General features: G+C 72.5%; 17 protein-coding genes and 3 tRNA genes. 11 read left to right on the top strand and 9 right to left on the bottom strand.

Annotation, left to right across the window (positions count from 1 at the left end):
- The first annotated feature begins 10 nt into the window (after positions 1 to 10).
- The 3 genes from ACFWR9_RS00815 to ACFWR9_RS00825 all read left to right on the top strand — a co-directional run bounded on the left by ACFWR9_RS00815 (position 11) and on the right by ACFWR9_RS00825 (position 4,555).
- Complete coding sequence (locus tag ACFWR9_RS00815) at positions 11 to 1,276, top strand: NAD(P)/FAD-dependent oxidoreductase (protein ID WP_383833390.1); 1,266 nt, start codon at positions 11 to 13, stop codon at positions 1,274 to 1,276.
- A gap of 29 nt (positions 1,277 to 1,305) precedes the next feature.
- The gene (gene dnaG / locus ACFWR9_RS00820) at positions 1,306 to 3,237 is read left to right on the top strand and encodes a DNA primase (RefSeq protein WP_383833393.1); all 1,932 of its coding nucleotides are present in this window, start codon (positions 1,306 to 1,308) and stop codon (positions 3,235 to 3,237) included.
- Between the two features lie 121 nt (positions 3,238 to 3,358).
- The gene (locus ACFWR9_RS00825) at positions 3,359 to 4,555 is read left to right on the top strand and encodes an RNA polymerase sigma factor (RefSeq protein ID WP_383833544.1); all 1,197 of its coding nucleotides are present in this window, start codon (positions 3,359 to 3,361) and stop codon (positions 4,553 to 4,555) included.
- A gap of 19 nt (positions 4,556 to 4,574) precedes the next feature.
- On the opposite strand, the gene ACFWR9_RS00830 is transcribed toward ACFWR9_RS00825, so the two are convergent.
- The 6 genes from ACFWR9_RS00830 to ACFWR9_RS00855 form a co-directional block, all read right to left on the bottom strand.
- A complete protein-coding gene (locus ACFWR9_RS00830; RefSeq protein WP_383833396.1) occupies positions 4,575 to 4,991 on the bottom strand; it encodes a universal stress protein in 417 nt (138 codons plus the stop codon).
- Between the two features lies 1 nt (position 4,992).
- Positions 4,993 to 6,498 carry an APC family permease gene (locus tag ACFWR9_RS00835; RefSeq protein WP_383833400.1) on the bottom strand — a complete coding sequence of 502 codons (1,506 nt, stop codon included), beginning with the start codon at positions 6,496 to 6,498 and terminating at the stop codon, positions 4,993 to 4,995.
- 160 nt (positions 6,499 to 6,658) lie between these two features.
- Positions 6,659 to 8,587: an ABC transporter ATP-binding protein gene (locus ACFWR9_RS00840; RefSeq protein ID WP_383833403.1), complete on the bottom strand. Its 1,929-nt coding sequence runs from the start codon at positions 8,585 to 8,587 to the stop codon at positions 6,659 to 6,661.
- Positions 8,587 to 10,320 (bottom strand): ABC transporter ATP-binding protein, encoded by a 1,734-nt coding sequence (locus tag ACFWR9_RS00845; RefSeq protein ID WP_383833406.1) that lies wholly within the window; start codon positions 10,318 to 10,320, stop codon positions 8,587 to 8,589. Before ACFWR9_RS00845 ends, ACFWR9_RS00840 begins: the two co-directional genes overlap by 1 nt.
- Positions 10,321 to 10,525: 205 nt before the next feature.
- A complete protein-coding gene (locus ACFWR9_RS00850; RefSeq protein ID WP_383833409.1) occupies positions 10,526 to 11,980 on the bottom strand; it encodes an FGGY-family carbohydrate kinase in 1,455 nt (484 codons plus the stop codon).
- A gap of 66 nt (positions 11,981 to 12,046) precedes the next feature.
- Complete coding sequence (locus ACFWR9_RS00855; RefSeq protein ID WP_383833412.1) at positions 12,047 to 12,352, bottom strand: YtxH domain-containing protein; 306 nt, start codon at positions 12,350 to 12,352, stop codon at positions 12,047 to 12,049.
- Between the two features lie 149 nt (positions 12,353 to 12,501).
- Here ACFWR9_RS00855 and ACFWR9_RS00860 point away from each other — a divergent pair.
- From ACFWR9_RS00860 to ACFWR9_RS00875, 4 genes are all read left to right on the top strand, one after another.
- Positions 12,502 to 12,574 (top strand) — tRNA-Asn (locus ACFWR9_RS00860).
- 5 nt (positions 12,575 to 12,579) lie between these two features.
- A tRNA-Asn gene (locus tag ACFWR9_RS00865) sits at positions 12,580 to 12,652 on the top strand.
- Positions 12,653 to 12,840: 188 nt separating this feature from the next.
- Positions 12,841 to 12,914: transfer RNA gene (locus ACFWR9_RS00870), tRNA-Ile, on the top strand.
- A 574-nt stretch (positions 12,915 to 13,488) separates the two neighbouring features.
- The gene (locus tag ACFWR9_RS00875; protein ID WP_383833415.1) at positions 13,489 to 15,165 is read left to right on the top strand and encodes an SWIM zinc finger domain-containing protein; all 1,677 of its coding nucleotides are present in this window, start codon (positions 13,489 to 13,491) and stop codon (positions 15,163 to 15,165) included.
- A 48-nt stretch (positions 15,166 to 15,213) separates the two neighbouring features.
- Here ACFWR9_RS00875 and ACFWR9_RS00880 read toward each other — a convergent pair whose 3' ends face one another.
- Positions 15,214 to 15,627 carry a PIN domain nuclease gene (locus ACFWR9_RS00880; protein ID WP_383833418.1) on the bottom strand — a complete coding sequence of 138 codons (414 nt, stop codon included), beginning with the start codon at positions 15,625 to 15,627 and terminating at the stop codon, positions 15,214 to 15,216.
- Complete coding sequence (locus ACFWR9_RS00885; RefSeq protein ID WP_383833421.1) at positions 15,624 to 15,881, bottom strand: type II toxin-antitoxin system VapB family antitoxin; 258 nt, start codon at positions 15,879 to 15,881, stop codon at positions 15,624 to 15,626. The genes ACFWR9_RS00880 and ACFWR9_RS00885 overlap by 4 nt, the downstream gene beginning before the upstream one ends.
- Positions 15,882 to 16,027: 146 nt before the next feature.
- Between ACFWR9_RS00885 and ACFWR9_RS00890 the strand changes: the two genes are divergently transcribed.
- From ACFWR9_RS00890 to ACFWR9_RS00905, 4 genes are read left to right on the top strand one after another with little or no spacing between them, the layout of a single operon-like run.
- Positions 16,028 to 17,638, top strand: a complete 1,611-nt coding sequence (locus ACFWR9_RS00890) for a TIGR02677 family protein (RefSeq protein WP_383833423.1) — start codon at positions 16,028 to 16,030, stop codon at positions 17,636 to 17,638.
- Complete coding sequence (locus ACFWR9_RS00895) at positions 17,635 to 18,879, top strand: TIGR02678 family protein (protein WP_383833426.1); 1,245 nt, start codon at positions 17,635 to 17,637, stop codon at positions 18,877 to 18,879. The genes ACFWR9_RS00890 and ACFWR9_RS00895 overlap by 4 nt, the downstream gene beginning before the upstream one ends.
- The gene (locus ACFWR9_RS00900; protein ID WP_383833429.1) at positions 18,876 to 22,991 is read left to right on the top strand and encodes a TIGR02680 family protein; all 4,116 of its coding nucleotides are present in this window, start codon (positions 18,876 to 18,878) and stop codon (positions 22,989 to 22,991) included. Before ACFWR9_RS00895 ends, ACFWR9_RS00900 begins: the two co-directional genes overlap by 4 nt.
- Complete coding sequence (locus ACFWR9_RS00905; RefSeq protein ID WP_383833433.1) at positions 22,988 to 24,304, top strand: TIGR02679 family protein; 1,317 nt, start codon at positions 22,988 to 22,990, stop codon at positions 24,302 to 24,304. Before ACFWR9_RS00900 ends, ACFWR9_RS00905 begins: the two co-directional genes overlap by 4 nt.
- A 28-nt stretch (positions 24,305 to 24,332) precedes the next feature.
- Here the strand turns inward: ACFWR9_RS00905 and ACFWR9_RS00910 are convergent, their stop codons facing one another.
- Positions 24,333 to 24,611 (bottom strand): hypothetical protein, encoded by a 279-nt coding sequence (locus tag ACFWR9_RS00910; RefSeq protein ID WP_383833436.1) that lies wholly within the window; start codon positions 24,609 to 24,611, stop codon positions 24,333 to 24,335.
- Positions 24,612 to 24,814 lie beyond the last annotated feature (203 nt).

Genomic DNA, 24,814 nt, shown 5'->3' on the forward strand with positions numbered 1-24,814 from the left:
AGGCAGACAAGTGGTCGACGCGGATCAGACATTCGTCATCGTCGGAGGCGGCCTGGCGGGCGCGAAGGCGGCCGAGACACTCCGCACGGAGGGTTTCACCGGCCGGGTGATCCTCATCTGCGACGAACGCGACCACCCCTACGAGCGTCCCCCGCTGTCCAAGGGCTACCTCCTCGGCAAGGAGGAGCGCGACAGCGTCTTCGTGCACGAGCCCGCCTGGTACGCGCGGCACGACATCGAGCTGCACCTCGGCCAGACCGTCGTCGCGATCGACCGCGCCGCCAAGACCGTCCACTACGGCGACGACGGCACCCACGCCGGGTACGACAAGCTGCTCCTCGCGACCGGCGCCGAGCCCCGCCGCCTCGACGTCCCGGGCACCGGCCTCGCGGGCGTCCACCACCTGCGCCGCCTCGCCCACGCCGAGCGCCTCAAGGGCGTCCTCGCCTCCCTCGGCCGGGACAACGGCCACCTCGTGATCGCCGGCGCCGGCTGGATCGGCCTGGAGGTCGCTGCGGCGGCCCGCGAGTACGGGGCGGAGGTCACCGTCGTCGAGCCCGGCCCGACCCCGCTGCACGGCGTCCTCGGCCCCGAGCTGGGCGCCGTCTTCGCCGAGCTGCACGAGAGCCACGGGGTGCGCTTCCGCTTCGGCGTGGAGCTGACCGAGATCGTCGGCCAGGACGGCGTGGTGCTGGCCGCCCGTACCGACGACGGCGAGGAGCACCCGGCGCACGACGTGCTCGCCGCGATCGGCGCCGCCCCGCGCACCGCGCTCGCGCAGGCGGCCGGCCTGGAGATCGCCGACCGGGCGCACGGCGGCGGCATCGTCGTCGACGAGCACCTGCGCACCTCCGACCCCGACATCTACGCGGCCGGCGACGTGGCCTCCTTCCACCACGCCCTCTTCGACACCAGCCTGCGTGTGGAGCACTGGGCCAACGCCCTGAACGGCGGCCCGGCCGCGGCCCGCGCGATGCTCGGCAAGGGCCCCGCCCACGACCGCGTGCCCTACTTCTTCACCGACCAGTACGACCTGGGCATGGAGTACTCCGGCTGGGCGCCCGCGGGGTCGTACGACCAGGTGGTGATCCGCGGGGACGCGGCGAAGCGCGAGTTCATCGCCTTCTGGGTGAAGGAGGGCCGCGTGCTGGCCGGGATGAACGTCAACGTGTGGGACGTCACGGAGCCGATCCAGCAGCTGATCCGCTCGAAGGCCCAGGTGGACACGGAGGCACTGGCGAACCCGCACGTCTCCCTCGAAAGCCTCGTCGCATAGCTGTCAGTCTCCCGCCGTAGACTTCACGCGTGGCAGGACGGATCAACGACGAGGACGTGAAGGCGGTACGGGACGCGGTCCCGATCGACGCCGTCGTCTCGGAGTACCTCCAGCTGCGCAACGCGGGCGGCGGCAATCTGAAGGGCCTGTGTCCCTTCCACGACGAGAAGTCCCCGTCCTTCCAGGTCAGTCCGAGCAAGGGGTTCTTCCACTGCTTCGGCTGCCAGGAGGGCGGCGACACCATCACGTTCGTGATGAAGATCGACCACCTCACCTTCTCCGAGGCGGTCGAGCGCCTGGCCGGCCAGGCCGGCATCACCCTGCGCTACGAGGAGGGCGGGTACAACCCCACCCACCAGCGCGGCGAGCGCATCCGCCTGGTCGACGCCCACAAGATCGCCGCGCAGTGGTACGCGGAACAGCTGGCCACCAGCCCCGAGGCGGATACCGGCCGGGCCTTCCTCGCGGAGCGCGGCTTCGACCAGGCGGCCGCCCAGCACTTCGGCGTCGGCTACAGCCCCCAGGGCTGGGACCACCTCACCCGCTTCCTGCGCGGCAAGGGCTTCAGCGACAAGGAGCTGATCCTCTCCGGCATCTCCCAGGAGGGCCGCCGCGGCCCCATCGACCGGTTCCGCGGCCGGCTGATGTGGCCCATCCGCGACATCGGCGGCGACGTCGTCGGCTTCGGCGCCCGCAAGCTCTACGAGGCGGACAACGGCCCGAAGTACCTGAACACCCCCGAGACCGCGATCTACAAGAAGTCCCAGGTCCTCTACGGCATCGACCTGGCGAAGAAGGACATCGCGAAGGCGTCCCGGGCGGTCGTCGTCGAGGGCTACACGGACGTCATGGCCTGCCACCTCGCCGGGGTGACCACCGCGATCGCGACCTGCGGCACGGCGTTCGGCGGCGACCACATCAAGATCCTCCGCCGGCTCCTCATGGACAACGGCTCGGCCCGCGTGATCTTCACCTTCGACGGCGACGCGGCCGGTCAGAAGGCAGCCCTGCGCGCCTTCGAGGACGATCAGAAGTTCGCCGCCGAGACCTACATCGCCATCGCCCCCGACGGCATGGACCCCTGCGACCTGCGCCTCGCCAAGGGCGACGACGCCGTCGCCGACCTGGCCGAGCCGCGCACCCCGCTCTTCGAGTTCGCGCTCCGCCAGATCGTCGCCCGCTACGACCTGGACACCCCGGCCGGCCGCGCGTCCGCGCTGGACGAGGCCGCCCCGGTCGTCGCCCGTATCAAGAACAGCGGCGCCCAGCACGAGGTCGCGGTCCAGCTCGCCGGCATGCTCGGCATCCTGGACACCCAGTTCGTCGTCAAGCGCATCGCCCAGCTGGCCCGCTGGTCCCGCGACCGAGGCGGCAGAGGCGCCGCCCCCGGACCCGACCGGCACCAGCACGGCGGCACCCCCCAGCACCAGACCGCCCCCACCCGCCCCGGCCCCCGCGGCCCGGCCCTCAACCTCCGCAACCCCGTCTTCGCCACCGAACGCGAACTGCTCAAGCTCGCTCTCCAGCGCCCGGACCTGGTCTCCCCGGCCTTCGACGCGTACGGCGTCGACGAGTTCACCGCCCCGCCCTACGCCGCCGTACGCGAGGCGATCCTGGAGGCGGGCGGCGTCGAGTTCGGCGTCCAGGACCCGCAGGACTACCTGGTCCGGGTGCGTGAGGTGGCCCCCGACGACACCGTCCGCGCCATGGTCACCGAACTCGCGGTCGAGGCGATCATGCTGCACCGCGGCGTCAAGGACGTCGACGACGTCTACGCCGGCGCCCAGCTGGTCACGGTCCGCCGCCGCGCCGTAGAACGCCGCATCCGCGACATCACCGGCCGCCTCACCCGCCTCTCCACCCACGGCGACCCCGCCGAACAGGCCGCCGTGGCGAACGAACTCTGGATCCTCCAGCAGTACGACCAGAACCTCCGCGTCCAGGGCTCCGCCGCGCTCTGAACCGACCCCGGGTCATCACGCGGTCACGGCCCGGACGCAAAAAGTCACCGCACGCCCCTCGTGGCGGTGATGTGCCGTACGCCACACTGGGGGCGGTGCCTGAGTCCTCGGAGTGTGGCCGATCCGTTTCGGCGGGTCCCCGGTTCCCGCGGTTCCGTTTCACGGCGTACGGGACGGACGGCGGCGAGCGAGCCGACTCCGCCCCCCGAAGTACCGCCGCCGGCCCCCGCCGGCCGCGTCCACCCTGGAGGTCGCCCCCGTGCAGACCCAGACCCTCACCCAGACCGACGCCAGTACCGACGGCGCGGAGCCGAACGCAAAGCGCGGGGTCCTCGTCGCGATGCCCCCGGAGAACGAGCCCGCCGAGCCCGCCGAACCGCCGCCGCCCACCCGCACCGAGTCCGGTGGGCCCTCCGCCGACCTGTTCCGGCAGTACCTCCGCGAGATCGGGCGGATCCCGCTGCTCAGCGCGGCCGAGGAGGTCGACCTGGCGCGGCGCGTGGAGGCCGGGCTGTTCGCCGAGGAGAGGCTGCGGCTCACCCCCGACCTGGACAACAGCCTCGCCCTCGACCTGGACCGGATCGTCGTCCTGGGCCGGGTCGCCAAGCGCCGCCTGATCGAGGCGAACCTGCGGCTCGTCGTGTCGGTGGCGAAGCGGTACGTCGGGCGCGGGCTGACCATGCTCGACCTGGTGCAGGAGGGGAACCTGGGGCTGATCCGGGCCGTGGAGAAGTTCGACTACGCCCGCGGCTACAAGTTCTCCACCTACGCCACCTGGTGGATCCGGCAGGCCATGTCCCGTGCCCTGGCCGACCAGGCCCGCACCATCCGCGTCCCGGTCCACGTCGTGGAGCTGATCAACCGCGTCGTCCGCGCCCAGCGCCGGATGCTCCAGGAGCGCGGCTACGAGCCGACGTCGCAGGAGGTCGCCGACCACCTGGACCTCGCGCCCGAGCGGGTCGGCGAGGTGCTGCGCCTCGCCCAGGAGCCGGTCTCGCTGCACGCCCCGGTCGGCGAGGAGGACGACGTCGCCCTCGGTGACCTGATCGAGGACGGCGACGCCGCCAGCCCCGTCGAGTCGGCCGCCTTCCTGCTGCTGCGCGAGCACCTGGAGGCGGTCCTCTCCACCCTCGGCGAACGCGAGCGCAAGGTCGTCCAGCTCCGCTACGGCCTGGTCGACGGCCGGCCCCGCACGCTGGAGGAGATAGGCCGCATCTTCGGCGTGACCCGGGAGCGGATACGCCAGATCGAGTCCAAGACCCTCAACAAACTCCGCGACCACGCGTACGCGGACCAGCTGCGCGGCTACCTGGACTGAGCCGGGCCGCCGAAGGTCCTCACTCCTCCGTCGGCACGCACAGCACCGGGACCGTGGACAGGTGCAGCAGCTTGTGCGGGGTGGAGCCCAGCAGGGCCCCGCGCATCGGGCTCTCGCCCCAGCTGCCCACCACGATCACCCGCGCCGCGTGCCGGGCGGCCGCGGTGATCAGGGCCTGGGCGGGCTTCTCGTCGATGATCTCGACCGTGGTCGGCACCCCCGCCTCGTCGGCCGCCTCCACGGCATGGCGGAGCGCCGTCCGCCCCGCCTCCACCAGCGCCTCGTGGTGGGAGCCGTACTCCTCGCCCATGGCCCCGGGGGCCGCGGCGCCGTAGACGAGCACCAGGGGCTCGCCGAACGCGGCCGACACCTCCACCGCGACCCGCAGCGCGCGCACGGCGCCGGCCGACTCGTCGTACCCGAGGACGACCGACATCTCAGCTCTCCTTGTCCCTCAGGGGCTCGGGGCCGGCCACACCGGGCCGCTCCGACCAGAACGCGGGCGACACGAACCGCCACACGAGCATCACGACCACCCCGACCAGGGCGATGCCGATGCCGATGACCAGCGGGGGACCGAGCCCCAGCCAGGACACCCCGCTGTAGGAGTTGGCGGGATCGGCCATGTCGATCACGGACTCCACCAGCAGCCAGATCAGCAGCCCCGCCCCGACCAGCGGCCCCAGCCCGATCAGCAGCAGGTTGCGCAGGCTCTCGGTGAGCCGGCGCCGGTAGTACACCGCGCAGGCGATGCCCGTCAGGGCGTAGTAGAACGCGATCAGCAGCGACAGCGCGGTGAGCGAGTCGAAGAGGGCGTTCTCGCTGATCTGCCGGACCACGAGGTACCAGACGATGGCGATCCCGGCCACCCACCAGGTGCTCACGTGGGGTGTCCGGTAGCGCGGGTGGATGCGGCCGAAGCGGGCGGGCAGCGCCTGGCGGCGGGCCATGGACAGCGCCGTGCGCGAGGCGGGGATGATCGTCGTCTGGGTCGAGGCCAGCGCGGACGTGGACACCGCGAGCAGCACCACCCAGTCCCAGCCGCCCATGGCCTCACCGGCCAGCAGCGCGAAGATGAACTCCTCTTCCCCCGCGTTCTCGGAGAGGAACAGCGGCCCGGCGTACGCCACCACCGCGAAGCCGACCGCCACGTACGTCACCAGCAGCACGACCGTCGACCACACGGCGGCCCGGCCGGGAGCGGAGGCCGAGTCCCTGATCTCCTCGGTGAGGTTGACCGCCGACTCCCAGCCCCAGTAGATGAACACCCCCAGCAGCAGCGCCGCCGTCAGGGGCGCGCCCCCGGAGCCGAAGGGGTTGAGCCATTCGGCCGACGGCCGGACCGAGGCGAGGGTGCCCGTGTCGGCGTAGACCCGGTACAGCGCCACCACCGCGAAGGCGAGCAGACAGGCGACCTGCGCCAGGATCAGCACGTTCTGCACCCGGGCCGACAGCTCGGTGCCGATCACGCACACCCCGGTCATCACCAGGATGAGCAGCACGGTGAGCAGCTGCCGCACGAACTCGTTCTCCGCCCAGCTGTCCAGCCCGACGGTGAGCAGCCCGAAGGTGACGGCGACGTCCGCGAGCGAGCCGACGACCAGCACGCCGGTCATGGCGATGGCCCAGCCGCCGAGCCACCCGGACCACGGACCCATGGCCCGGGTGACCCACGAGAAGGTCGTCCCGCAGTCCTGGTCGACCTTGTTGAGGTAGTAGAACGCGGAGGCGATCAGCAGCATCGGCACGAAGGACGCGAACATCACGCCCGGCGCGTAGATCCCGACCAGCGCGACGACGGGGCCGATGACCGCCGCCAGCGAATACGCCGGTGAGGTCGCGTTGAGTCCGATGACCAGGGCGTCGACGAAGCCGATCGCGTTGGCCTTCAGTCCGGCCGGGCGGTCGGCGTCTCCCTCGGTTCCCTCGGTGGTGGTGGCCATGGCCCCTCGCTCCGGTGTGCGGGCGTCGGCCGGACAAGGGAATTGTCCCGCTCCCTACCAATATGAAGTGGTTGGGGGTAGATCTCATCCGGACGACGCCCACGGAGCCCCGGCGGGGCCCGGAGGGGGCCCGTGGGGGCTCCGTGGGGGCCCGTGGGGGCTACTCCACCTCGGCCACCGCCTGCGCGAACTGCGCCCGGTACAGCCGTGCGTACGCCCCGCCCGCCGCGAGCAGCGCCGTGTGAGCGCCCTGCTCGACGATCGACCCGTTCTCCATCACCAGGATCGTGTCCGCGTCCCGGATCGTGGACAGCCGGTGCGCGATCACGAACGAGGTCCGCCCGTGCGCCAGTTTGGCCATCCCCTTCTGGATCAGCACCTCGGTACGGGTGTCCACCGACGACGTCGCCTCGTCGAGGACCAGGATCACCGGGTCGGACAGGAACGCCCGCGCGATGGTGATGAGCTGCTTCTCACCGGCGCTCACCCCCGCGCCCTCGTCGTCGATCACCGTGTCGTAGCCGTCGGGCAGCGTCCGTACGAACCGGTCGGCGTGCGCGGCCCGCGCCGCCTCCTCGATCTCCCCGCGGGTGACCTCCCGCGCCGCCCCGTACGCGATGTTCTCCGCGATGGTGCCGCCGAACAGCCAGGTGTCCTGGAGCACCATGCCGATGCCGGCCCGCAGCTCGTCCCGGGACATCTTCGCGATGTCCACGCCGTCCAGCGTGATCCGCCCGCCGGACACCTCGTAGAACCGCATCAGCAGGTTGACCAGGGTCGTCTTGCCGGCCCCCGTCGGTCCGACGATGGCGACGGTGTGCCCCGGCTCCACCTTCAGCGACAGGTCCTCGATCAGCGGCCTCTCCGGGTCGTACCGGAACGACACCTGCTCCAGCGCCACCCGCCCGCGCAGGTCCTCGGGCCTCGCACCCGGGATCGGGTCCGCCGACTGCTCCTCGGCGTCCAGCAGCTCGAAGACCCGCTCCGCCGAGGCCACGCCCGACTGCACCAGGTTCGCCATCGACGCGACCTGCGTCAGCGGCATGGAGAACTGCCGGGAGTACTGGATGAAGGCCTGCACGTCACCGATGGACAGCGAACCCGAGGCCACCCGCAGGCCGCCCACCACCGCGACCAGCACGTAGTTCAGGTTGGACACGAACATCATCAGCGGCTGCATGATGCCGCTGTTGAACTGCGCCCTGAACCCGGCCTCGTACAGCTCCTCGTTCTGCTCGGCGAACTGCTGCGCCGACTCCTCCTGCCGCCCGAACACCTTCACCAGCGCGTGCCCGGTGTACATCTCCTCGATGTGCGCGTTCAGCTGCCCCGTCGTACGCCACTGCCGCACGAACTGCGGCTGCGACCGCTTGCCGACCCGCGTGGCCACCACGAACGACAGCGGCACGGTCACCAGCGCGACCAGCGCGAGGATCCAGGAGACGTAGAACATCATCGCCAGCACGCCGATGATCGTGAGCAGCGAGTTGATCAGCTGGCCCATCGACTGCTGGAGCGTCTGCCCGATGTTGTCGATGTCGTTGGTCGCGCGGCTCAGCACCTCGCCGCGCTGCCGCTTGTCGAAGTACGACAGCGGCATCCGCGACAGCTTCGTCTGCACGTCCTCGCGCAGCCGGAACATGGTGCGGTTGACCGCCCGGTTCACCAGCCGGGTGGCCACCGCCATCAGCAGCCCGGCCACCGCGAACACGGCCAGCGCCAGCAGCAGCACCTGGCCCACGGCGTGGAAGTCGATGCCCTGGCCCGGGGTGAAGTCGGTGCTGCGGAGCATGTCGGCGACGTTGCCCTCACCGCGCTCCCGCATGCTGTCCAGCACCTGTTCCTTCGTGGCGCCGGACGGCATGTCCCGCCCGACGATGCCCGCGAAGACCAGGTCGGTGGCCCGGCCGAGGATCTTCGGCCCGACCACGTTGAGGCCGACGCTGACGACCACGCAGCCCAGCAGCGTGAAGAGGGTCGCCCGCTCCGGCCGGAACCGCGCGACGAGCCGCTTGCCCGACCCCTTGAAGTCCATCGAACGCTGGTCGGGGCCGCCCCCGGCCATCATGCGACCCGCAGGCCCGGCCATCAGGCGGCCTCCGCTTCCGTCAGCTGGGAGAGCACGATCTCCCGGTAGGTCTCGTTGTCCGTCATCAGCTCGTGGTGCCGGCCCACGCCGACCACCCGCCCCTCGTCCAGCACCACGATCCGGTCCGCGTCCCGGATGGTCGCCACCCGCTGCGCGACGATCACCACGGTCGCCTCGGCCGTCTCCCGGCCCAGCTCGGCCCGCAGCGCCGCGTCGGTGGCGTAGTCGAGCGCGGAGAAGGAGTCGTCGAAGAGGTAGATCTCCGGGCGCTGGACCAGCGTCCGGGCGATGGCGAGCCGCTGCCGCTGGCCGCCCGACACGTTGGTGCCGCCCTGCGCGACCGGCGCGTCAAGACCGCCCTCCAGCTCGGTGACGAACTCCCTGGCCTGCGCCACCTCAAGGGCGTGCCACAGCTCCTCGTCCGTGGCGTCCGGGTTGCCGTACCGGAGATTGGTCGCCACGGTGCCCGCGAAGAGGTACGGCTTCTGCGGCACCATCCCCACGATCCGGGCCAGCACCTTCGGATCGACGGTCCGTACGTCCACCCCGTCGACCAGCACCGCCCCGTCGGTGGCGTCGAAGAGCCGGGGGACCAGCCCGAGCAGGGTCGACTTGCCGCTGCCGGTCGAGCCGATGACGGCGGTCGTCTCGCCCGGCCTGGCGACCAGCTCGATGTTCCTGAGCACCGGCTCCTCGGCCCCGGGATAGCGGAAGCCCGCCCCGCGGATCTCCAGATGCCCGTGCCGGCGCAGCTCGGTGACCGGCGCGAGGGGCGGCACCACGCTGCTCTCGGTGTCCAGGACCTCCTGGATGCGCTCGGCGCACACCTCCGCGCGCGGCACCATCATGAACATGAAGGTGGCCATCATCACGGACATGACGATCTGCATCAGATAGGCGAGGAACGCGGTCAGGTCGCCGATCTGCATCCCGCCGCTGTCGATCCGGTGGGCGCCGAACCACACCACGGCGATCGACGACAGGTTCACCACCGTCATCACCACCGGGAACATCAGCGCGAGCAGGTTGCCGGTGCCCAGCGCCACCTCGGTGAGGTCGGTGTTGGCCTTCCGGAAACGCTGCTGCTCGTACTCGTCCCGCACGAAGGCCCGGATCACGCGGTTGCCGGTGATCTGCTCGCGCAGCACCCGGTTGACCGTGTCCAGCCGCACCTGCATCGCCCGGAACAGCGGGCGCAGCCGCCGCACGATCAGCGTGACGCAGACCGCCAGCACCGGCACGACCGCGACCAGCACCCCGGTCAGCGGCACGTCCAGACCGAGCGCCATCACGATGCCGCCGACGCACATGATGGGCGCCGACACCATCAGCGTGAACGTCATCAGGGCCAGCATCTGGACCTGCTGCACGTCGTTGGTCGTCCGGGTGATCAGCGAGGGCGCGCCGAAGTCGCCCAGCTCACGCGCCGAGAAGGACTGCACCCGGTCGAAGACGGCACCCCGCACGTCCCGGCCGAGGGCGGCCGCCGTACGCGCGCCGTAGTAGACGGCGCCGATGTTGCACACCACCTGGGCGAGGGAGATGCCGATCATCAGGGCGCCGTAGCTCAGGATGTAGCCCGATTCCCCCTTCACGACACCGTTGTCGATGATGTCCGCGTTCAGGGTCGGCAGGTACAGCGACGCGCAGGTCTGCAGGAACTGCAGCGCCACCAGCAGGGCGATGGGTTTCTTGTAGGGGCTGAGGTAGGTCCGCAGGAGTCGTATGAGCACGCTGGGTCTCTCGGGTCGGCGACGGGGGGCGGGTGGTTGCCCCTGGCCCCTATCGTCGGACACTCGACCGGCGTTACCTCAACCGATTAACCCAAGAGCGCGGCAAATTCCGGCCTACGAGCGCCAGGGCGCCCCGCTTCAGGTACGCAGCGCGCCCGCTTCAGGTACGCGGCGCGCCCCGCGTCAGGTACGCGGCGCGCCCGCCTCAGGTGCGCAGCGCGCCCGGATGGGTCTGCTCGCGCACCGAGACGAACTGCTGCCGCACGGCCTGCCCCACCGCCAGCTCCTCGCCCGGCTCCAGCACCTGGGCCACCGCGCCCTGCCAGACGGGCGGGGTGCGCGGGTCCAGCGAGCCCTGGGACGCGCCCAGCGCCCAGGCCGCCTGCCGCGCCGACCCGATCGCCGCGTAGTCCGCGGGCTGCGGCACGACGACCTGCGTCCCGAACAGCGCGGGCGCCGACGCCTGCACGGCCGGCAGCTCGGCCGCCGCGCCCAGCAGGAACACCCGGCGCACCTCCACGCCCCGGCCGCGCAGCACGTCGAGGGCGTCGCCCAGACCGCACAGCATCCCCTCGAACGCGGCCCGCGCCAGGTGCTCCGGCCGCATCGACTCGCGCCTGAGGCCCGCGAGGGTGCCGGCGGTGTGCGGCAGGTTCGGCGTCCGCTCACCCTCCAGATAGGGGAGCAGCACCAGCCCGTGCGCGCCGGGCGTCGACTTCATCGCCAGCTCGGACAGGCTCTCCAGGTCCGGCACGCCGAGCAGCTCGGCGGCACCGCGCAGGGTCCGTACGGCGTTCAGGGTGGTGACGACCGGCAGGTGCATGCCGGTGGCGTCCGCGAGGGCGGTGATCATCCCGGACTGGTCGACGAGCGGCTCGGTGTGCACGGCCATCACGGACCCGGACGCGCCCAGCGACACCACCGCGTCGCCCAGCCCGATGCCGAGCCCGAAGGCGGCGGCCTGGGTCTCGCCGGTACCGGCGGAGATCAGCAGCCCCTCCGGTGTCGTACCGGCGGCCTCGGCCGGGCCGATCACCTCCGGCAGCATCACCTGGTGCCCGAGCGCCAGCTCGACCAGATCGGGTCGGTAACCGCCGCTTGCCGCAGACCAGTAGCCGGTCCCGGAGGCCCCGCCCCGGTCGGTGGTCCGTCTCGTCGGCCGCCCGAGCAACTGCCACACCAGCCAGTCGTGGGCCTGGAGCAGGACGGCGGTGCGCGCGGCGGCGTCCGGCTCGTTCCGCGCCAGCCAGCGCAGCTTCGTCACCGGCTGCGCGGCCTGCGGCACCGAGCCCACGGCCTGCGCCCACGCCTCACGACCGCCGAGCCCGTCGATCAGATCGGCCGCGGCCACCTGTGCGCGCTTGTCCCCGCCCACCATGGCCGGGCGCACCGTGTTGCCCTGCGCGTCCAGCGGCACCACGGAGTTGGCCTGCGCCGACACGCCGATGGCCTGCACGCCTTCGAGCAGCCCGCCGCCGGCCGCCTCCCCGAGGGACAGCAGCCAGGCCTGCGGATCGACGTCTGCGGGCCGGCCTCCGCCCTCGGGGCTCTCCAGCGGGTGCGGCGCGTAGCCCTGGCGCAGCACGGCGCCCGTGTCCGAATCGCAGACGACGATACGAGTGAAATCGGGCGAACTGTCCAACCCGGCGACTATCCCCATGCCCGAAATTCTGCCGCACGGGGAGCGGTGTCCGTACCCGGTGGGGGCACGGTGGTGACAGGAGCCTCAGGTGTTGCTGGTGCCCCAGTCGTCCGGGCCTGCGCCGTTCGCGCTGCGTTCGCGCAGGGAGCGGACCCGCTGGGCCACCGAGTCGGGCATCCGGTCACCCACCTTGTCGCTCACCACGTGGTACGCCTTGTCGGCGAAGTGCCTGCCCTGCTGGGCCGCCGACTCGGCGGTGTTGCGCACCGCCGGGTTCTGCGCGACCTGCCGCGCGGACTTCCGCAACTGCTCGTAACGCTCCCGCCCGGCCTTCGTGCCGAGCACGTAACCCACCGCTAGTCCGACGACGAACGTGAGCCGGTAACGCATGGCTGCCACCCTTCTCTTCGCTGGCTCCGAGGTGCCGGAGAGTACCGATTGGCGGAGCACCCCCCTGCTTGCGCTAATGTATGTGTCGCAGCGAGCGCGCGCCCCCTGGCGAATACCCAGGCCGACGCGTTCGATGCGACACGAGACTTTCCTCGGTAGCTCAATTGGCAGAGCAGCCGGCTGTTAACCGGCAGGTTACTGGTTCGAGTCCAGTCCGAGGAGCTCGGTCCTCCGTAGCTCAATTGGCAGAGCAGCCGGCTGTTAACCGGCAGGTTACTGGTTCGAGTCCAGTCGGGGGAGCACGGTGAACGAGGACCCCTCAGGGGTCCTTTTTCATGTCTCCTTCCATGTCCCGGGAACCACGCGGCACGCCGCGGAGTCCTCAAGGTCATGAAGGCGTCGCGGCAGCCGACCATCCGAGGCAGGAGATCGTATGAGCGGCTATGCTGCGGCAGACGGCGCGCACAACGTACGCGACACGCCGTTACGGGGCGGTAGCTCAGCCGGTTAGAGCAGCGGACTCATAATCCGTCGGCCGTGGGTTCGAGTCCCACCCGCCCCACGATGCGCAGGTCACGGAAACGTTCTGACTTGCGGAAACGTCTCTTCGGGTGCCCGCGTGAGGGACTTTCGCCCTACGGAGTGACCCCGTTGGGCGTTACTTGGGTAGACGCCTGGGTCTGCGGTTGTCCTTGGGGCTGTGAGCTGCGGTGATGCTCCCGCGGTCGCGGCAAAGCGGGGGCGAGCCGACGTATGTCTGTGTGGGAGAGGTTGCGGGCATAGCCAACAGTGATGTCCCCCCCCGTGCGCGCACGGCCACACCGGCCCCGGACTTCACCGGCCGCGTGATCCGCCGGCCGGCCACGCCCGTGCATGCTGTCGGCGCTCCTGGACCCCAGGACGGTGGCCGGCTGGGGATCACCTCCCCTCGCGGCGCGCGGGAAGGGTTCTGAACCCGTCAGGGGGGCGGGCCAGTTGCTGTCTGCCCGCCGTGGGTGGGGCCGACTTCGATGTCGGAGTGGTACCAGCGGAACCTGCCACAAACACGCCCGCGCTATTGCTCGCATGCTGCCGCGCACGTGGACGGTAGGGCCGTCGGGCCTCCGAGAGCAGTCGATCCGCGGTTGAATACCGGTGTGGCACGGAAAGTGGTGGGGTTCGGCGAGGACGATCTGCGGGCGGTGGCCGGGGCTCGCTCCTTCGAGCGGGGGCTGGGGTATCTGGACGCGGTGAGCGGTCTGGAGGTGGGGGAGAGCTCGGTCACCGCCGTGGTGCACGGTACGGATGTCTACGAGGTGGAGCTCACCCTTGGCGGGGATGACAGCCCCCCCTCGGGATGGTGTGACTGCCCCTACGGGCAGGAGGGGAACTTCTGCAAGCACTGTGTGGCGGTGGGGCTCACCGTGCTGCGGCGGGCGAAGACGATCCCGCATCAGCGGGCCGCCGCACGGGCACGAGCATCCGGCCTGGAAGCGTGGCTCACGGCACTGTCCCGGGACGAACTCCTGGCGCTGGTGCGGGAGCAGATCGCCGAGGACCGTGGGCTGCGTCGGCGCCTGGAGCTGCGGGCGGCCGCCGCTTGCTCCGATCTCGGTACGGTCCGCGAGCGGGTCCTGGCGCTGATCGATCTGCGGCCTTTCGCCCGGTACGAGTACGCCGATGCCCCGGGGTATGCGCAGCAGGTGGCGGAGGCGGCGGCCGCGCTGTGCGCCCTGACCGCCGACGGCCGGGCGGCGCAGGCGGTCGGTCTGGCCGAGGAGGCGATCCGGGTGCTGGGGGAGGCGTACGGGGAGATCGACGACTCCGACGGGGTGGTGGGGGAGGCCGCCGCCGCGGTGGCTGAGGTCCATCTGGAAGCGTGCGCGGTTGCGTGTACCGATCCGGAGCACCTGGCCGAGTGGCTGGTCGGGCAGGTGCTCGGCGACGGCAACGACGTGACGGACCTGGACCCGCTCGACTACGCCGAGGTGCTGGGGTCGAGCGGGCTGGCCCGACTGCGGCAGTTGGCGGCCGAGGCGCGGCGGCGCAGGCCGTCCGGCTGGGCGGAGCGGTATCTGATGGAGCGCCTGGTCGAGGCGGAGGGCGACGTCGACGCGTTGGTCGCTCTGTACGCGCAGAACCTCGACCCGTCCGGTGCCACGCATCTGCGCATCGCCGAGGAGCTCGAATCGGCGGGCCGCGTGGACGAGGCGCTCACGTGGGCGGAGCGCGGAATTCGGGACCGCGCCGCCGAGACGTACATCGACGGTCGCCTCGTCGACTACGTGTGTGCCCGTTACGCGCAGGCGGGGCGGCCGGTTGACGTGGTCGGCGTGCGCCGGGACCGGTTCCGTGCCGAGCGGTCCCTGGCCGCCTACCAGCAGTTGCGCTCTGCCGCTCAGGCGGCGGAGTGCTGGGAGACCGAGCGCGTGGCCGCGCTGGCCGCTCTGAGGGAAGACGTCCGTAGTGAGCGCGGCGGCTGGTACGGCGGGCCCGTGTTGATCGACGCGCTGCTTGATGACGGCGATGTGGACGCCGCCTGGCGCGAGGCCGCCGGTCTCGCTGACGACCGGCAGTGGGAACAACTCGCCGACCTGTCGCGCGAGACGCGTCCGGCCGAGGCGCTCGCGGTCTACCTGCGGCTGGTCGAGCGGAGGAAGGAACCGACCGGCGACCGTGCCTACGAGCACGTGGCGCGGCTGCTGCTGCGTGCCCGTGACTGCCATCGTGCGCTGGGGACGCAGGAGGCGTTCACCGTGTATCTCGCCGGCCTGCGGGCGGAACTGAGACGCCGGCGCAAGCTGATGAGCATCCTCGACCGGTACGGGCTGTGAAGGGGGTGCGGGCCCGGTGCCCGCTCACCACGTGCCGGGCGGCGCTTCTCAGTCCCTGAGGTCGATCATCCGTACGGGCTGTCCGGTCGTACGGGCGATCGTCTCGAAGTCGCGGTCGTAGTGAAGCAGAGTCAGCCCCGCTTCTTCCGCGGCGGCGGCGATCAGCAGGTCGACGGGACCGGCACTGCGGTGCTCGCCCTTGGCGGTGAGCAGTTCCTGGACGACGCGTGCGCGTCGATAGATGCCGTCGGGCACGGGGCACCAGGCGTAGTGAGCGTTCAACGTGCGCTTCACACGCTCCCGGTCCGCCGCCGAGCGGGCTGAGTAGAGGACTTCCAGTTCGGTGATGTCGCACAGGGCGACGAGCCCCGCTGCGATCCTGTCGTCCCACTCGGCCGTGGTCCGGCCGAGGAGGACGCGGGCGAGGGCGGAGGTGTCGATCAGGTAGTCGGCGACGGTCACTCGTCCGCTCCTGCGTCGCTGACGCCTTCCGGCCCACCGGTGGGCCGGTACGTGCTCTTGTCAAGGAGGATGTCGATGTCCAGGGCGCCTTCTGCGACCAGTTCGCGGGCTTCTCCGAGGGCGCGCAGTCGCCGGTAGCGGGCGGTGACCTCCCGCAGGGCGGTGTTGATGGTGTCGCGCTTGGTCGTGGTGCCGAGCTCCTTGGCGGCGTCCTCCAGTGCCTCGTCGTCGAGATCGATCACGGTACGGCTCATGGCGCCCCCTTATGTATACAGTGTCGTATGTCAATATACATGATCAAGTATGTCTCGTGGTGTGCGTTACTCGTCCGAGCAGCCCAGCGCAAGGATGCGGCCGAAATTGCCGCTGCGGGGGTCTCATCGGGAAGAATGCCAGGACGATGACGTCACGCCCTGCCGAACCGGACCGCGTCCGCCCCGCCGAGGCCGCCGTAGCCGCGGAGTCCTCCACAGCGACCTCGTACGCTCCCTTCGCCCACCTCACCGCGCCCAACGCCGTCCTCTACCGCCAGGTGATGCGCGTGTTCCTGGCGGCCAAGGAGCGGTTCGCGGTGCATCTGCGGCCCGAGGACGTGCACGCCGCGCTGCCGCCGGAGCACCGCCCCGCCGACCCGGACGCCGTCGTCAAGGCGCTGGACAGCCTCGTCGGGTGGGGCAATCTGCGGGCGGACCCGGACACCTCCCGGGTCACCGCGGTCGAGGACTTCTACCGCAAGCGGTTCATCTACCAGCTCACGCAGGCCGGCGAGGCGGCCGAGCAGGCGCTGTCCGCGTACGACGAGGCGCTGGGGCGGCGCGGCGCGCTGCAGGCGGTGGCGCTGCACGACATCGTCACGCAGATGCGCGCCCTGCTCGTGATCGCCGCCGAGGACGAACCGGATCCGGCCAAGGCCCACCTGGCGCTGTCCACACTGACCGGCCGGTTCGAGGCACTGGCGGAGAACGCCCGGGCGTTCATGGGATCGCTGCAGCGCACCATCGACCTGCATGGCGTCGAGGTCGAGGTGTTCCTCGCCTACAAGGACCGGCTGATCCAGTACCTGGAGCGGTTCATCCAGGACCTGATCACCCTCGGCGGGCGGATCGCCCTGCTCATCGGCGAGTTGGAGGAGCAGGGCCGGATCGGTGTGCTGCTGCGGCTGGCGGCGGTGCGGGAGGCGGCCGACGCCGCCCCGGACGAGGCGGAGAGCGCCGAGGCGCGGGGGCAGGCCCGGTGGGCGGCGAAGTGGGTGGGCCTTTCCGCCTGGTTCGTGTCCGCCGACGGCCGTGAGTCCCAGGCCCGGCTGTTGCGCGGTCGCGCCCTTGGGGCAATCCCGCAACTCCTCGCAGTCGTAAGGCAATTGAACGAGCGGCGGGCGGGGCGTTCGGACCGGTCGGCGGACTTCCGTGCCCTGGCCCGCTGGTTCGCCGAGGCCCCCGACGACGCGGCGCGGCACCGCCTGTGGCGCGCCGCGTTCGGTCTGTACCACGCCCGGCATCTCAGCGTCGACGCCGACACCCTCGCCGACCGCGCGGCCCGCCCGGTGGCCGCGTCTACCTCGTGGGGCGAGGCCGAGCCGCTGCGGATCAGCCCGCAACTGCGCCGCACTGGCAGCTACGAACGGCGTGGCAAACCCCGCAGGGTGCAGGACCGCTCCGAACAGCGGCGGCAGCTCGCCGAGATCGCCGCCAAGCAGGCGGAGGAGATCAACGCCGCCCGCGCCCGGCTGGCGACGGACGGTATCACCCGGCTGTCCGCGCTGGGAGAGCTGGACCCGGTGGCCTTCGGCCTGTTCCTGCGGCTGCTCGGCGACGCCCTGGCCACCTGGCGGCCCGGCATGACGACGACCGCCGCCACCAGCAACGACGGCACGATGGAGATCCGGCTGACCGCGCTGACGGACGGTACGGCGGCCGAGATCCGCACCCTGGGCGGGGTGTTCCGTGGCCCCGATCACCTCGTCGAGATCATCGCCCTCACCACCGGCACCCCCGTACGGGAGGCCCGATGACCACACCCCTGGGCGAGGTTCTGGACGGCCGGCGCACCGCCGAGTTCCACAAGGCCGCACGCGCCCTGCTGAAGGAGCCGCTGCTGCTCGCGCACGGCCCGGACGCCGACGCCTACCGCCTGGTCAGGCAGTACGCCGCCGAGCTGAGCGACTGGTTCGACCGCAACACCGGCTGGTCGCTGCGGGTGGACGCGGAGGCCGCCCGGCTGCGCAAGGTGCCCGGTACCCTGGCCGACGCCACCCACCCGGCGCGCGAGGCGTCCCGCGCCGGTGCGCCGTTCACCCGCCGCCGCTACGTACTGCTGTGCCTGGCGCTCGCCGCGCTGGAGCGCGGGGAGGCGCAGATCGCGCTCGGCCGCCTCGCCGAACAAGTGGTGCTGGATGCCGCCGATCCGCAACTGTCCGCCGCCGGGGTGGAGTTCACGCTGGAGCGGCGCGACGAGCGCCTGGACCTCGCCGCCGTCGTGCGGCTGCTGCTGCGCCAGGGCGTACTGCGGCGGGTGGCCGGGGAGGAGGACGCCTACGTCAGCGGGACGGGCGACGTGCTCTACGACATCCAGCGCCGCGTCCTGGCCGGACTGCTCGCCGCCGGCCACGGCCCGTCGACGATCACCGCCGAGGCGTTCGAGGAGCGGCTGGCCCTGCTCACCGCGGAGAGCGCCCTGGACAGCGACGAGCTGCGGTTCCGGGCGATCCGCCAGAGACTCACCCGCCGCCTCCTCGACGACCCGGTGCTGTACTACGACGAGCTGAGCGACGAGGAGCTCGCCTACCTGACCCGCCAGCGCGCCTTCCTCACCGCCCGAGTAGGCGAACTGACCGGTCTGGTGGCGGAGGTACGGGCCGAGGGCATCGCCATGGTCGACCCCCACGACGACCTCACCGACGTACGGATGCCCGAACAGGGCACCCACGGGCACGTCACCCTGCTCCTCGCCGAGCACCTCGCGGCGGCGGGCGGAGAGGTGAGCCGCCAAGAGCTGGAACACCGGCTGCGGGAACTGGCCGTCGAGCACGGCGGGTTCTGGTCCAAGAGCGCCAAGCAGCCCGGCGCGGAAGGGGAGCTGGTCGAGCAGGCCCTGGCCAAGCTGACCGCGCTCGCCCTGGTCACCCGCACGCCCGACGGCGTGGCTCCGCTGCCCGCGCTCGCCCGGTACGCGGTCGGGGAGACCGTCGTAGCAGAGCCGGGCGAACGTACCCCCCGAGGAAAGACCTCCCAGCGAAAGGCTCCACAGCCGTGACCGCCCTGCCCCAGCCCGCCCCCGGCCGCTGGCGACCCCTGCGCATCGGCCTGGTCGACCTCTTCTACTACGACACCGAGGAGTTCTGGTTCCGCGACGGCCGGCTGCTGCTGCGCGGCAACAACGGCACCGGCAAGTCCAAGGTCCTGGCCCTCACCCTCCCCTTCCTCCTCGACGGCGACCTGTCGGCGCGCCGCGTGGAGCCGGACGCCGACCCGGGCAAGCGGATGGAGTGGAACCTGCTGCTCGGAGGGGAGCACCCGCACCCCGAGAGGCTCGGCTACACCTGGATCGAGTTCGGCCGCGTCGACACCGACACCGGGCAGGCCCGCTTCCGCACGCTCGCCTGCGGGCTGAAGGCGGTCGCGGGCCGTGGCATCGCCCGCCACTGGTACGCGGTCACCGACCAGCGCATCGGTGAGGAGCTGAGCCTGCTGGACGCCACCGGCACCGCGCTGTCGCGGGACCGGCTCGCTGAGGCGGTCGCCGGACGCGGCATGGTGTACGACACGGCATCGGCGTACCGCAGGGCGGTCGACGAGGCGCTGTTCGGCCTCGGGGAGCGACGCTACGCCGCTCTGGTCGACCTGCTCATCCAGCTGCGCCAGCCGCAGCTGTCGAAGCGGCCCAACGAGACCGCCCTGTCCCGGGCGCTGACCGAGGCGCTGCCGCCGATGGACCAGGCGGTGGTCGCGGACGTGGCCGAGGCGTTCCGGTCCCTGGACGAGGAGAAGGAGGAGCTGCGGGCCGCCGCCGAGGCGGAGCGGGCCGCCTCCGCGTTCCTGGACCACTACCGCCGCTACGCCCGCGTCGCGACCAGGCGCCGGGCCCGGCTGCCGCGCAGCGAGCACGCCCGCTACGAGCAGCTGCACCGCGATCTGGCCCAGGCTCGCGCCGAGCGGGAGGAGGCCGAGCGGGACCGGGAGGAGGCCGCCGAGCGGGTCGCCGAGCTGGAGGAGACCGCCACCCGCCTGAAGGCGCAGGAGGCGGCCCTGCGCGAAGGCCCCGAGATGCGCAGCGCCCGGGAGCTGGAGCAGGCGGCGGCCGACGCCCGCCGCACCGCCGGGGAACTGGCCCGCACCCAGGCCGACCGGGACGAGGCGGCCCAGGCCCGCTCCCGGGCACTCGGCCGCCTGGAAACCGCCCGGCGACGCCTCGACGCGGCCGAGAAGCAGGTCGCGGACACACTCACCCGCGAGCGGGAGGCGGCAGCGGCGGCCCGTCTCGACCGCGAACTGCGCACCGACGGTGTGCCGGAGGCCGAACTGCGGCGTACGGCCGGGGAGTCGTTGGCCCGCAGGCGCCGCACCATCGAGCACGTGGAGGAGCTGGCGGCCCGCGCCGCCGAGGCCGCCGCCGAACGCCGTGGCGCCGCATGCCGGCTGGACGAGGCAGAGACCGAGGTGGGCCACACCGCCGGGCGACAGGCCGAGGCCGAGGAGCGGGCCGCCGAGGCGGGCCGGGACCTCGTGGCCCGCGTCCGCGCGCATCTGGACGGCTGCCAGGAGCTGGCCGTCGCCGGTCCGGCAGGGCTGTTGGATGCCGTGCAGGACTGGACGGCACACTGTCAGGGGCCGTATCCGGCGAGGGAACGGGCGGGTGAGGTGCACCGCGAGCGGGCGGCCCACCTGGCCGACCGTACGGCCGCTCTCGGACAGGAACGCGCCTCGCTTCGGGCCCGGCGCGCCGAGGCCGAGGGGGAGCTGGCCGAACTGGAGGCGGGCGGCCAGCGCCGGCCGGCGGCACCCCACACCCGTACGCCCGGCGTCCGCGAGCAGGCGCCCGGCGCACCACTGTGGCGGCTGGTCGACTTCCACGAGCACGTCCCGGCTGGCGAACGGGCGAGTCTGGAGGCCGCACTGGAAGCCTCAGGGCTGCTGGACGCCTGGGTGCGCCCGGACGGCACCGCCGTCCACGAGAACGGCCACGACATTCTGCTGTCGCCGGGCGCCCCCCTGAACGGCCCCACGCTCGCCGACACGCTGCGGCCCGCCGTCGACCACGGCCACGCACGGGCACTGGCGGTGGGCGAGGAGGCCGTGACCCGGCTGCTGACGGCCGTGGGCCTCGGCTCCGGCGGCTCCGGTGACACCTGGGTGGCGGCCGACGGCCGCTTCCGGGTCGGCGCGCTGACCGGCAGCTGGTCGAAACCGGCGGCCGTGTACGTCGGCGAGGGCGCCCGCGAGGAGGCGCGCCGCGCCCGGATCGCCGCCCTGCGCGACGAACTCACCGAACTGGCGGGCGACATGAGCCGACTCGATGCCGAGCGCGCCGTCGTGAAGCGGCGGCGCGGCACCCTGGACGCCGAGCTGGCCGCAGTCCCCGACGACGCCGCCCTGCGCCATGCGCACGCCCTCGCCGCCGCCGCCGCGGACGCCGCGCACCGGGCCCGTGCCCGGCGCGAGGAACGCGCGGCCGAACTGGCGGCGGTGGCCCGGCAGGAGGCCGAGGCCGCCACCGAACTCGCCGAGACCGCCGCAGCGGTGAACCTGCCCGCGGGCCGGGCGGGTCTGGCCGCCGTCCGCCAGGCCCTGGCCGACTACACCGCCGTTCTCGCCGCCCTGTGGCCCGCCCTGCGGGAACGGGTCGACGCGGCGCGCGCGCTGGCCGACGAGCGCGCCGAGACCGAGCGGGCCGACTCCCGGGTGGCCGAACTGTCCCTGCGTGCGGAGGAGTCCGCCCGGTTCACCGCCGCCGCGGAGGAACGCCACGCCACGTTGCGCTCCACCGTCGGCACCGCCGTCGCGGAACTCCAGCGACGCCTCGCAGACACCGCCGACGCGCTGGCCGCTTGCGCCGGCGACCAGCGGCGGGCCCGCGAGGACCACACCACCGCGGACCGGCGCGCCCACCTCGCCCAGGGGCACATCGAACGCCTGGAGGTGGACGTACGCGAGGCGACCGCGGCCCGCGCCGAGGCCATCGCCGCCCTCCAGCGGTTCGCGAACACCGGCCTGCTGTCCGTCGCCCTGCCGGAGACCGCCGTACCCCCGCTCGACGCCGGGCCGTGGGCCGCCACCCCGGCCGTCGTCCTCGCCCGCAACATCGAGGCCGAACTGTCCGGCACGGACGACTCCGACGGCGCCTGGGAGCGGGTGCAGAAGCGGCTCAGCGAGGAGTACAAGAAGCTCCAGGACGCCCTCTCCCGCGGCGGCCACAGCGCCTCGGCCCGGATGGTCGAGGACGGCATGGTTGTCGAGATCGTCTACCAGGGCCGCGAGCGGGCCGTCCCCGAACTCGCCGAGGCCCTCGCCGCGGAGGTCGCCGAGCTGACCCGCATCCTGTCCGCGCACGAGCGCGAGATCCTCGAAACCCATCTGCTCACCGAGGTCGCAGGCACCTTGCAAGAGCTGATCGGCACCGCCGAGCGTCAGGTGCGGGCCATGAACGCCGAACTGGAGGAACGGCCCACCTCCACGGGTATGAGGCTGCGCCTGGTGTGGCGCCCCTCGCGCAAGGCCCCGGCCGGGCTCGCCCAGGTCCGCGAGCGGCTGCGGCAGTCCGCCGACGCCTGGACGGCCGAGGACCGGGCGGCGGTCGGCGAGTTCCTGCAGACCGAGATCGCCCGCCGACAGGCCGACGACACGGCCGGCAGCTGGCTGGAGGTGCTCACCGCGGCCCTCGACCACCGCGCCTGGCACGAGTTCGGCGTCGAGCGGCACCAGCACGGAAAATGGGTTCCCGCCACAGGCCCCGCCTCCGGTGGCGAGCGCGTCCTGGCCGTGAGCGTGCCGTTGTTCGCCGCGGCCTCCTCGCACTACGCCACGGCCGCGCCCGATGCCCCGCGGCTGGTCACCCTGGACGAGGCGTTCGCCGGGGTCGACGACGACTCCCGCGCCAAGTGCCTCGGCCTGCTGCACGCCTTCGACCTGGACGTGGTGATGACGTCCGAACGCGAATGGGCCTGCTACCCGCAGGTCCCCGGTATCGCCATCGTCCAGCTCTCCCGCGTCGACGAGATCCCGGCCGTCCTGGTGACCCGCTGGGAGTGGGACGGCACCGCCCGGGGCAGGGGCAGCGAACCAGGTCGCCCGACGAGCGGCATCCCGGCACAGACCGGCTCGCGGGCACCTGCGGACACGGCCGAGAGCGAGGACACGGTGTGGACATGAGCGAGCGGGGGGATACGACCGAGCTCGGGCACACGGGCGGGCTCGGGCACACGGGCGGGCTCGGGGACACCCGCCGGCAGCCCGTGGCACCCGTCGACCGCGAACGTCTGACCCGGTTGCTCGGCGGCCCCGACCTCGCCTGGCTGGTCCATCGCGTCCGCCGGCGTATGGCACGGGACGAACCCCTCACCGGCCCGGTCACCCTGGGCGCCCCCACCGCCGGGCAACGGACCGCCGCCGAACGGCTGCTGGGCCGCGCCCCCGGCGCCGGACACGCGCTGAGCGTCCGTCTCGACACCGTGGACGCCGTCCTGCGCCGCTCCGGCGTCAGCCCCGACGGCCTGGCCGCAGCCGTCACCGCCCTCACCGGACCCGTCGCCCGGCTGGCCGACGTACGGGAGCGGGAGGAGCGCGCCTGGCGGGACGCGTACGCCCCGCTCGACGAACTCGTCCACACCCACAGGCCCGACCTGGGCGACTGGGCCGAGCGGCTGCGTGCGGACGGCCTCGTGCGCCGGCTCGCCCGCACCCCGCAGGCGGCGAAGAGCCTGCTGGGCGACACAGCCAAGGCCCTGTGCCGGCTGCCGGCCGGGCCCGCCGTGACCCTTCCCGCCTTCGCCGCCGGCACCTTCGGCGACGCCCACGCCCTCGACGACGGCACCCCGCTCGCCACCCTCGTCCTGTCCGGCGTCCGCACGCTGACCGGCTTCCCGGAGGGCAGCGGAGCCGAGTGGCGCCGCGAGGCATGGGCGTCGGCCGGGCTTCTCAGGGACGCCCTGTCCTCCACGGTCCTGACCCTGGGCCTGCGCGGTTCCCCCGCCCTCGACTGGTCGGCCGACGAGGGCGAACCCGCGGCCCTGACGCTACGGCAGCTCACCTGGCACCCGCCGCGCACAGCACCCGGAACCACGTACGTCTGCGAGAACCCGGCCGTCCTGGCCACCGCGGCCGACACCCTGGGCGCGTCCTGCCCGCCCCTGGTCTGCCTCCAGGGCCAGCCCTCGGCCGCCGCCCTCACCCTGCTGCGCCACCTGCACGCCCACGGAACCACGCTGCGCTATCACGGCGACTTCGACTGGGGCGGCCTTCGTATCGCCTCCGCCCTGCTGCGCCGCGTCCCCTGGCGCCCCTGGCGCTACGTGGCCGCCGACTACCGCACCGCGGTCGCCGACACCCCCCTGGCCTCGCCCCTGACCGGCACGCCGACCACCGCGGCGTGGGACCCGGAACTGGCCGCGGCCCTCACCGAACTCGGCGTGCGCATCGAGGAGGAGACAGTGCTGGGCGACCTGCTGGCCGACCTCGGCCAGTGAGCGGGACGGCTACGGCGCCGCAGCCGCCTCACCGCGTGTCCAGGCTCCGGCAGGGCCTGGTCGGCGATGGCGCGAACGCTACGACCATCTCGTCGATCCCCTCACCATGTACGACCTTGATGGCTGGTGACGGGGGACATAGGCCATGATCGCTGGTGCGGAACTTCACCAGGCGCTGGTCGACGGTCAGGCCGGTCACCTTCAGGCTGCGGTGGTCGCCGTCGTCCCGGTCGGGGTCGGCGGCCAGTGCCGGGGCACTGGTGGACAGGGCGGCGGCGAGTGCCACCGCGAGAACTGCCTTGCGCATGAGCTCTCCATGGGGTCGAGGCACCGCACAGCCGGGTGCCACCGATTCGACGAATCCGGCGGCGGTCCAGTCAGGCACGTCGAGCGCGGCCGCATCGCTGCGGTCACGTTTCCGGGGCGTCGGGGAGGTGATGGGTCCGCTCTCTTGTGTGCGGCCCAGGCCGGCGCGGAGGAGGTTTGTCGGGAACGAGCCGCTTGAGGCCG

Source organism: Streptomyces sp. NPDC058534, assembly GCF_042717365.1.
In the GTDB taxonomy this organism is placed as follows: Bacteria; Actinomycetota; Actinomycetes; order Streptomycetales; family Streptomycetaceae; genus Streptomyces.

Coding starts and splice junctions, on each gene's coding strand:
- ACFWR9_RS00885 (WP_383833421.1), bottom strand. CDS start 15,881: ATGAGCCGTACCGTGATCGATCTCGACGACGAGGCACTGGAGGACGCC.
- ACFWR9_RS00850 (WP_383833409.1), bottom strand. CDS start 11,980: ATGGGGATAGTCGCCGGGTTGGACAGTTCGCCCGATTTCACTCGTATC.
- ACFWR9_RS00910 (WP_383833436.1), bottom strand. CDS start 24,611: ATGCGCAAGGCAGTTCTCGCGGTGGCACTCGCCGCCGCCCTGTCCACC.
- ACFWR9_RS00890 (WP_383833423.1), top strand. CDS start 16,028: ATGACGTCACGCCCTGCCGAACCGGACCGCGTCCGCCCCGCCGAGGCC.
- ACFWR9_RS00830 (WP_383833396.1), bottom strand. CDS start 4,991: ATGTCGGTCGTCCTCGGGTACGACGAGTCGGCCGGCGCCGTGCGCGCG.
- ACFWR9_RS00840 (WP_383833403.1), bottom strand. CDS start 8,587: ATGGCCGGGCCTGCGGGTCGCATGATGGCCGGGGGCGGCCCCGACCAG.
- ACFWR9_RS00895 (WP_383833426.1), top strand. CDS start 17,635: ATGACCACACCCCTGGGCGAGGTTCTGGACGGCCGGCGCACCGCCGAG.
- ACFWR9_RS00835 (WP_383833400.1), bottom strand. CDS start 6,498: ATGGCCACCACCACCGAGGGAACCGAGGGAGACGCCGACCGCCCGGCC.
- ACFWR9_RS00905 (WP_383833433.1), top strand. CDS start 22,988: ATGAGCGAGCGGGGGGATACGACCGAGCTCGGGCACACGGGCGGGCTC.
- ACFWR9_RS00855 (WP_383833412.1), bottom strand. CDS start 12,352: ATGCGTTACCGGCTCACGTTCGTCGTCGGACTAGCGGTGGGTTACGTG.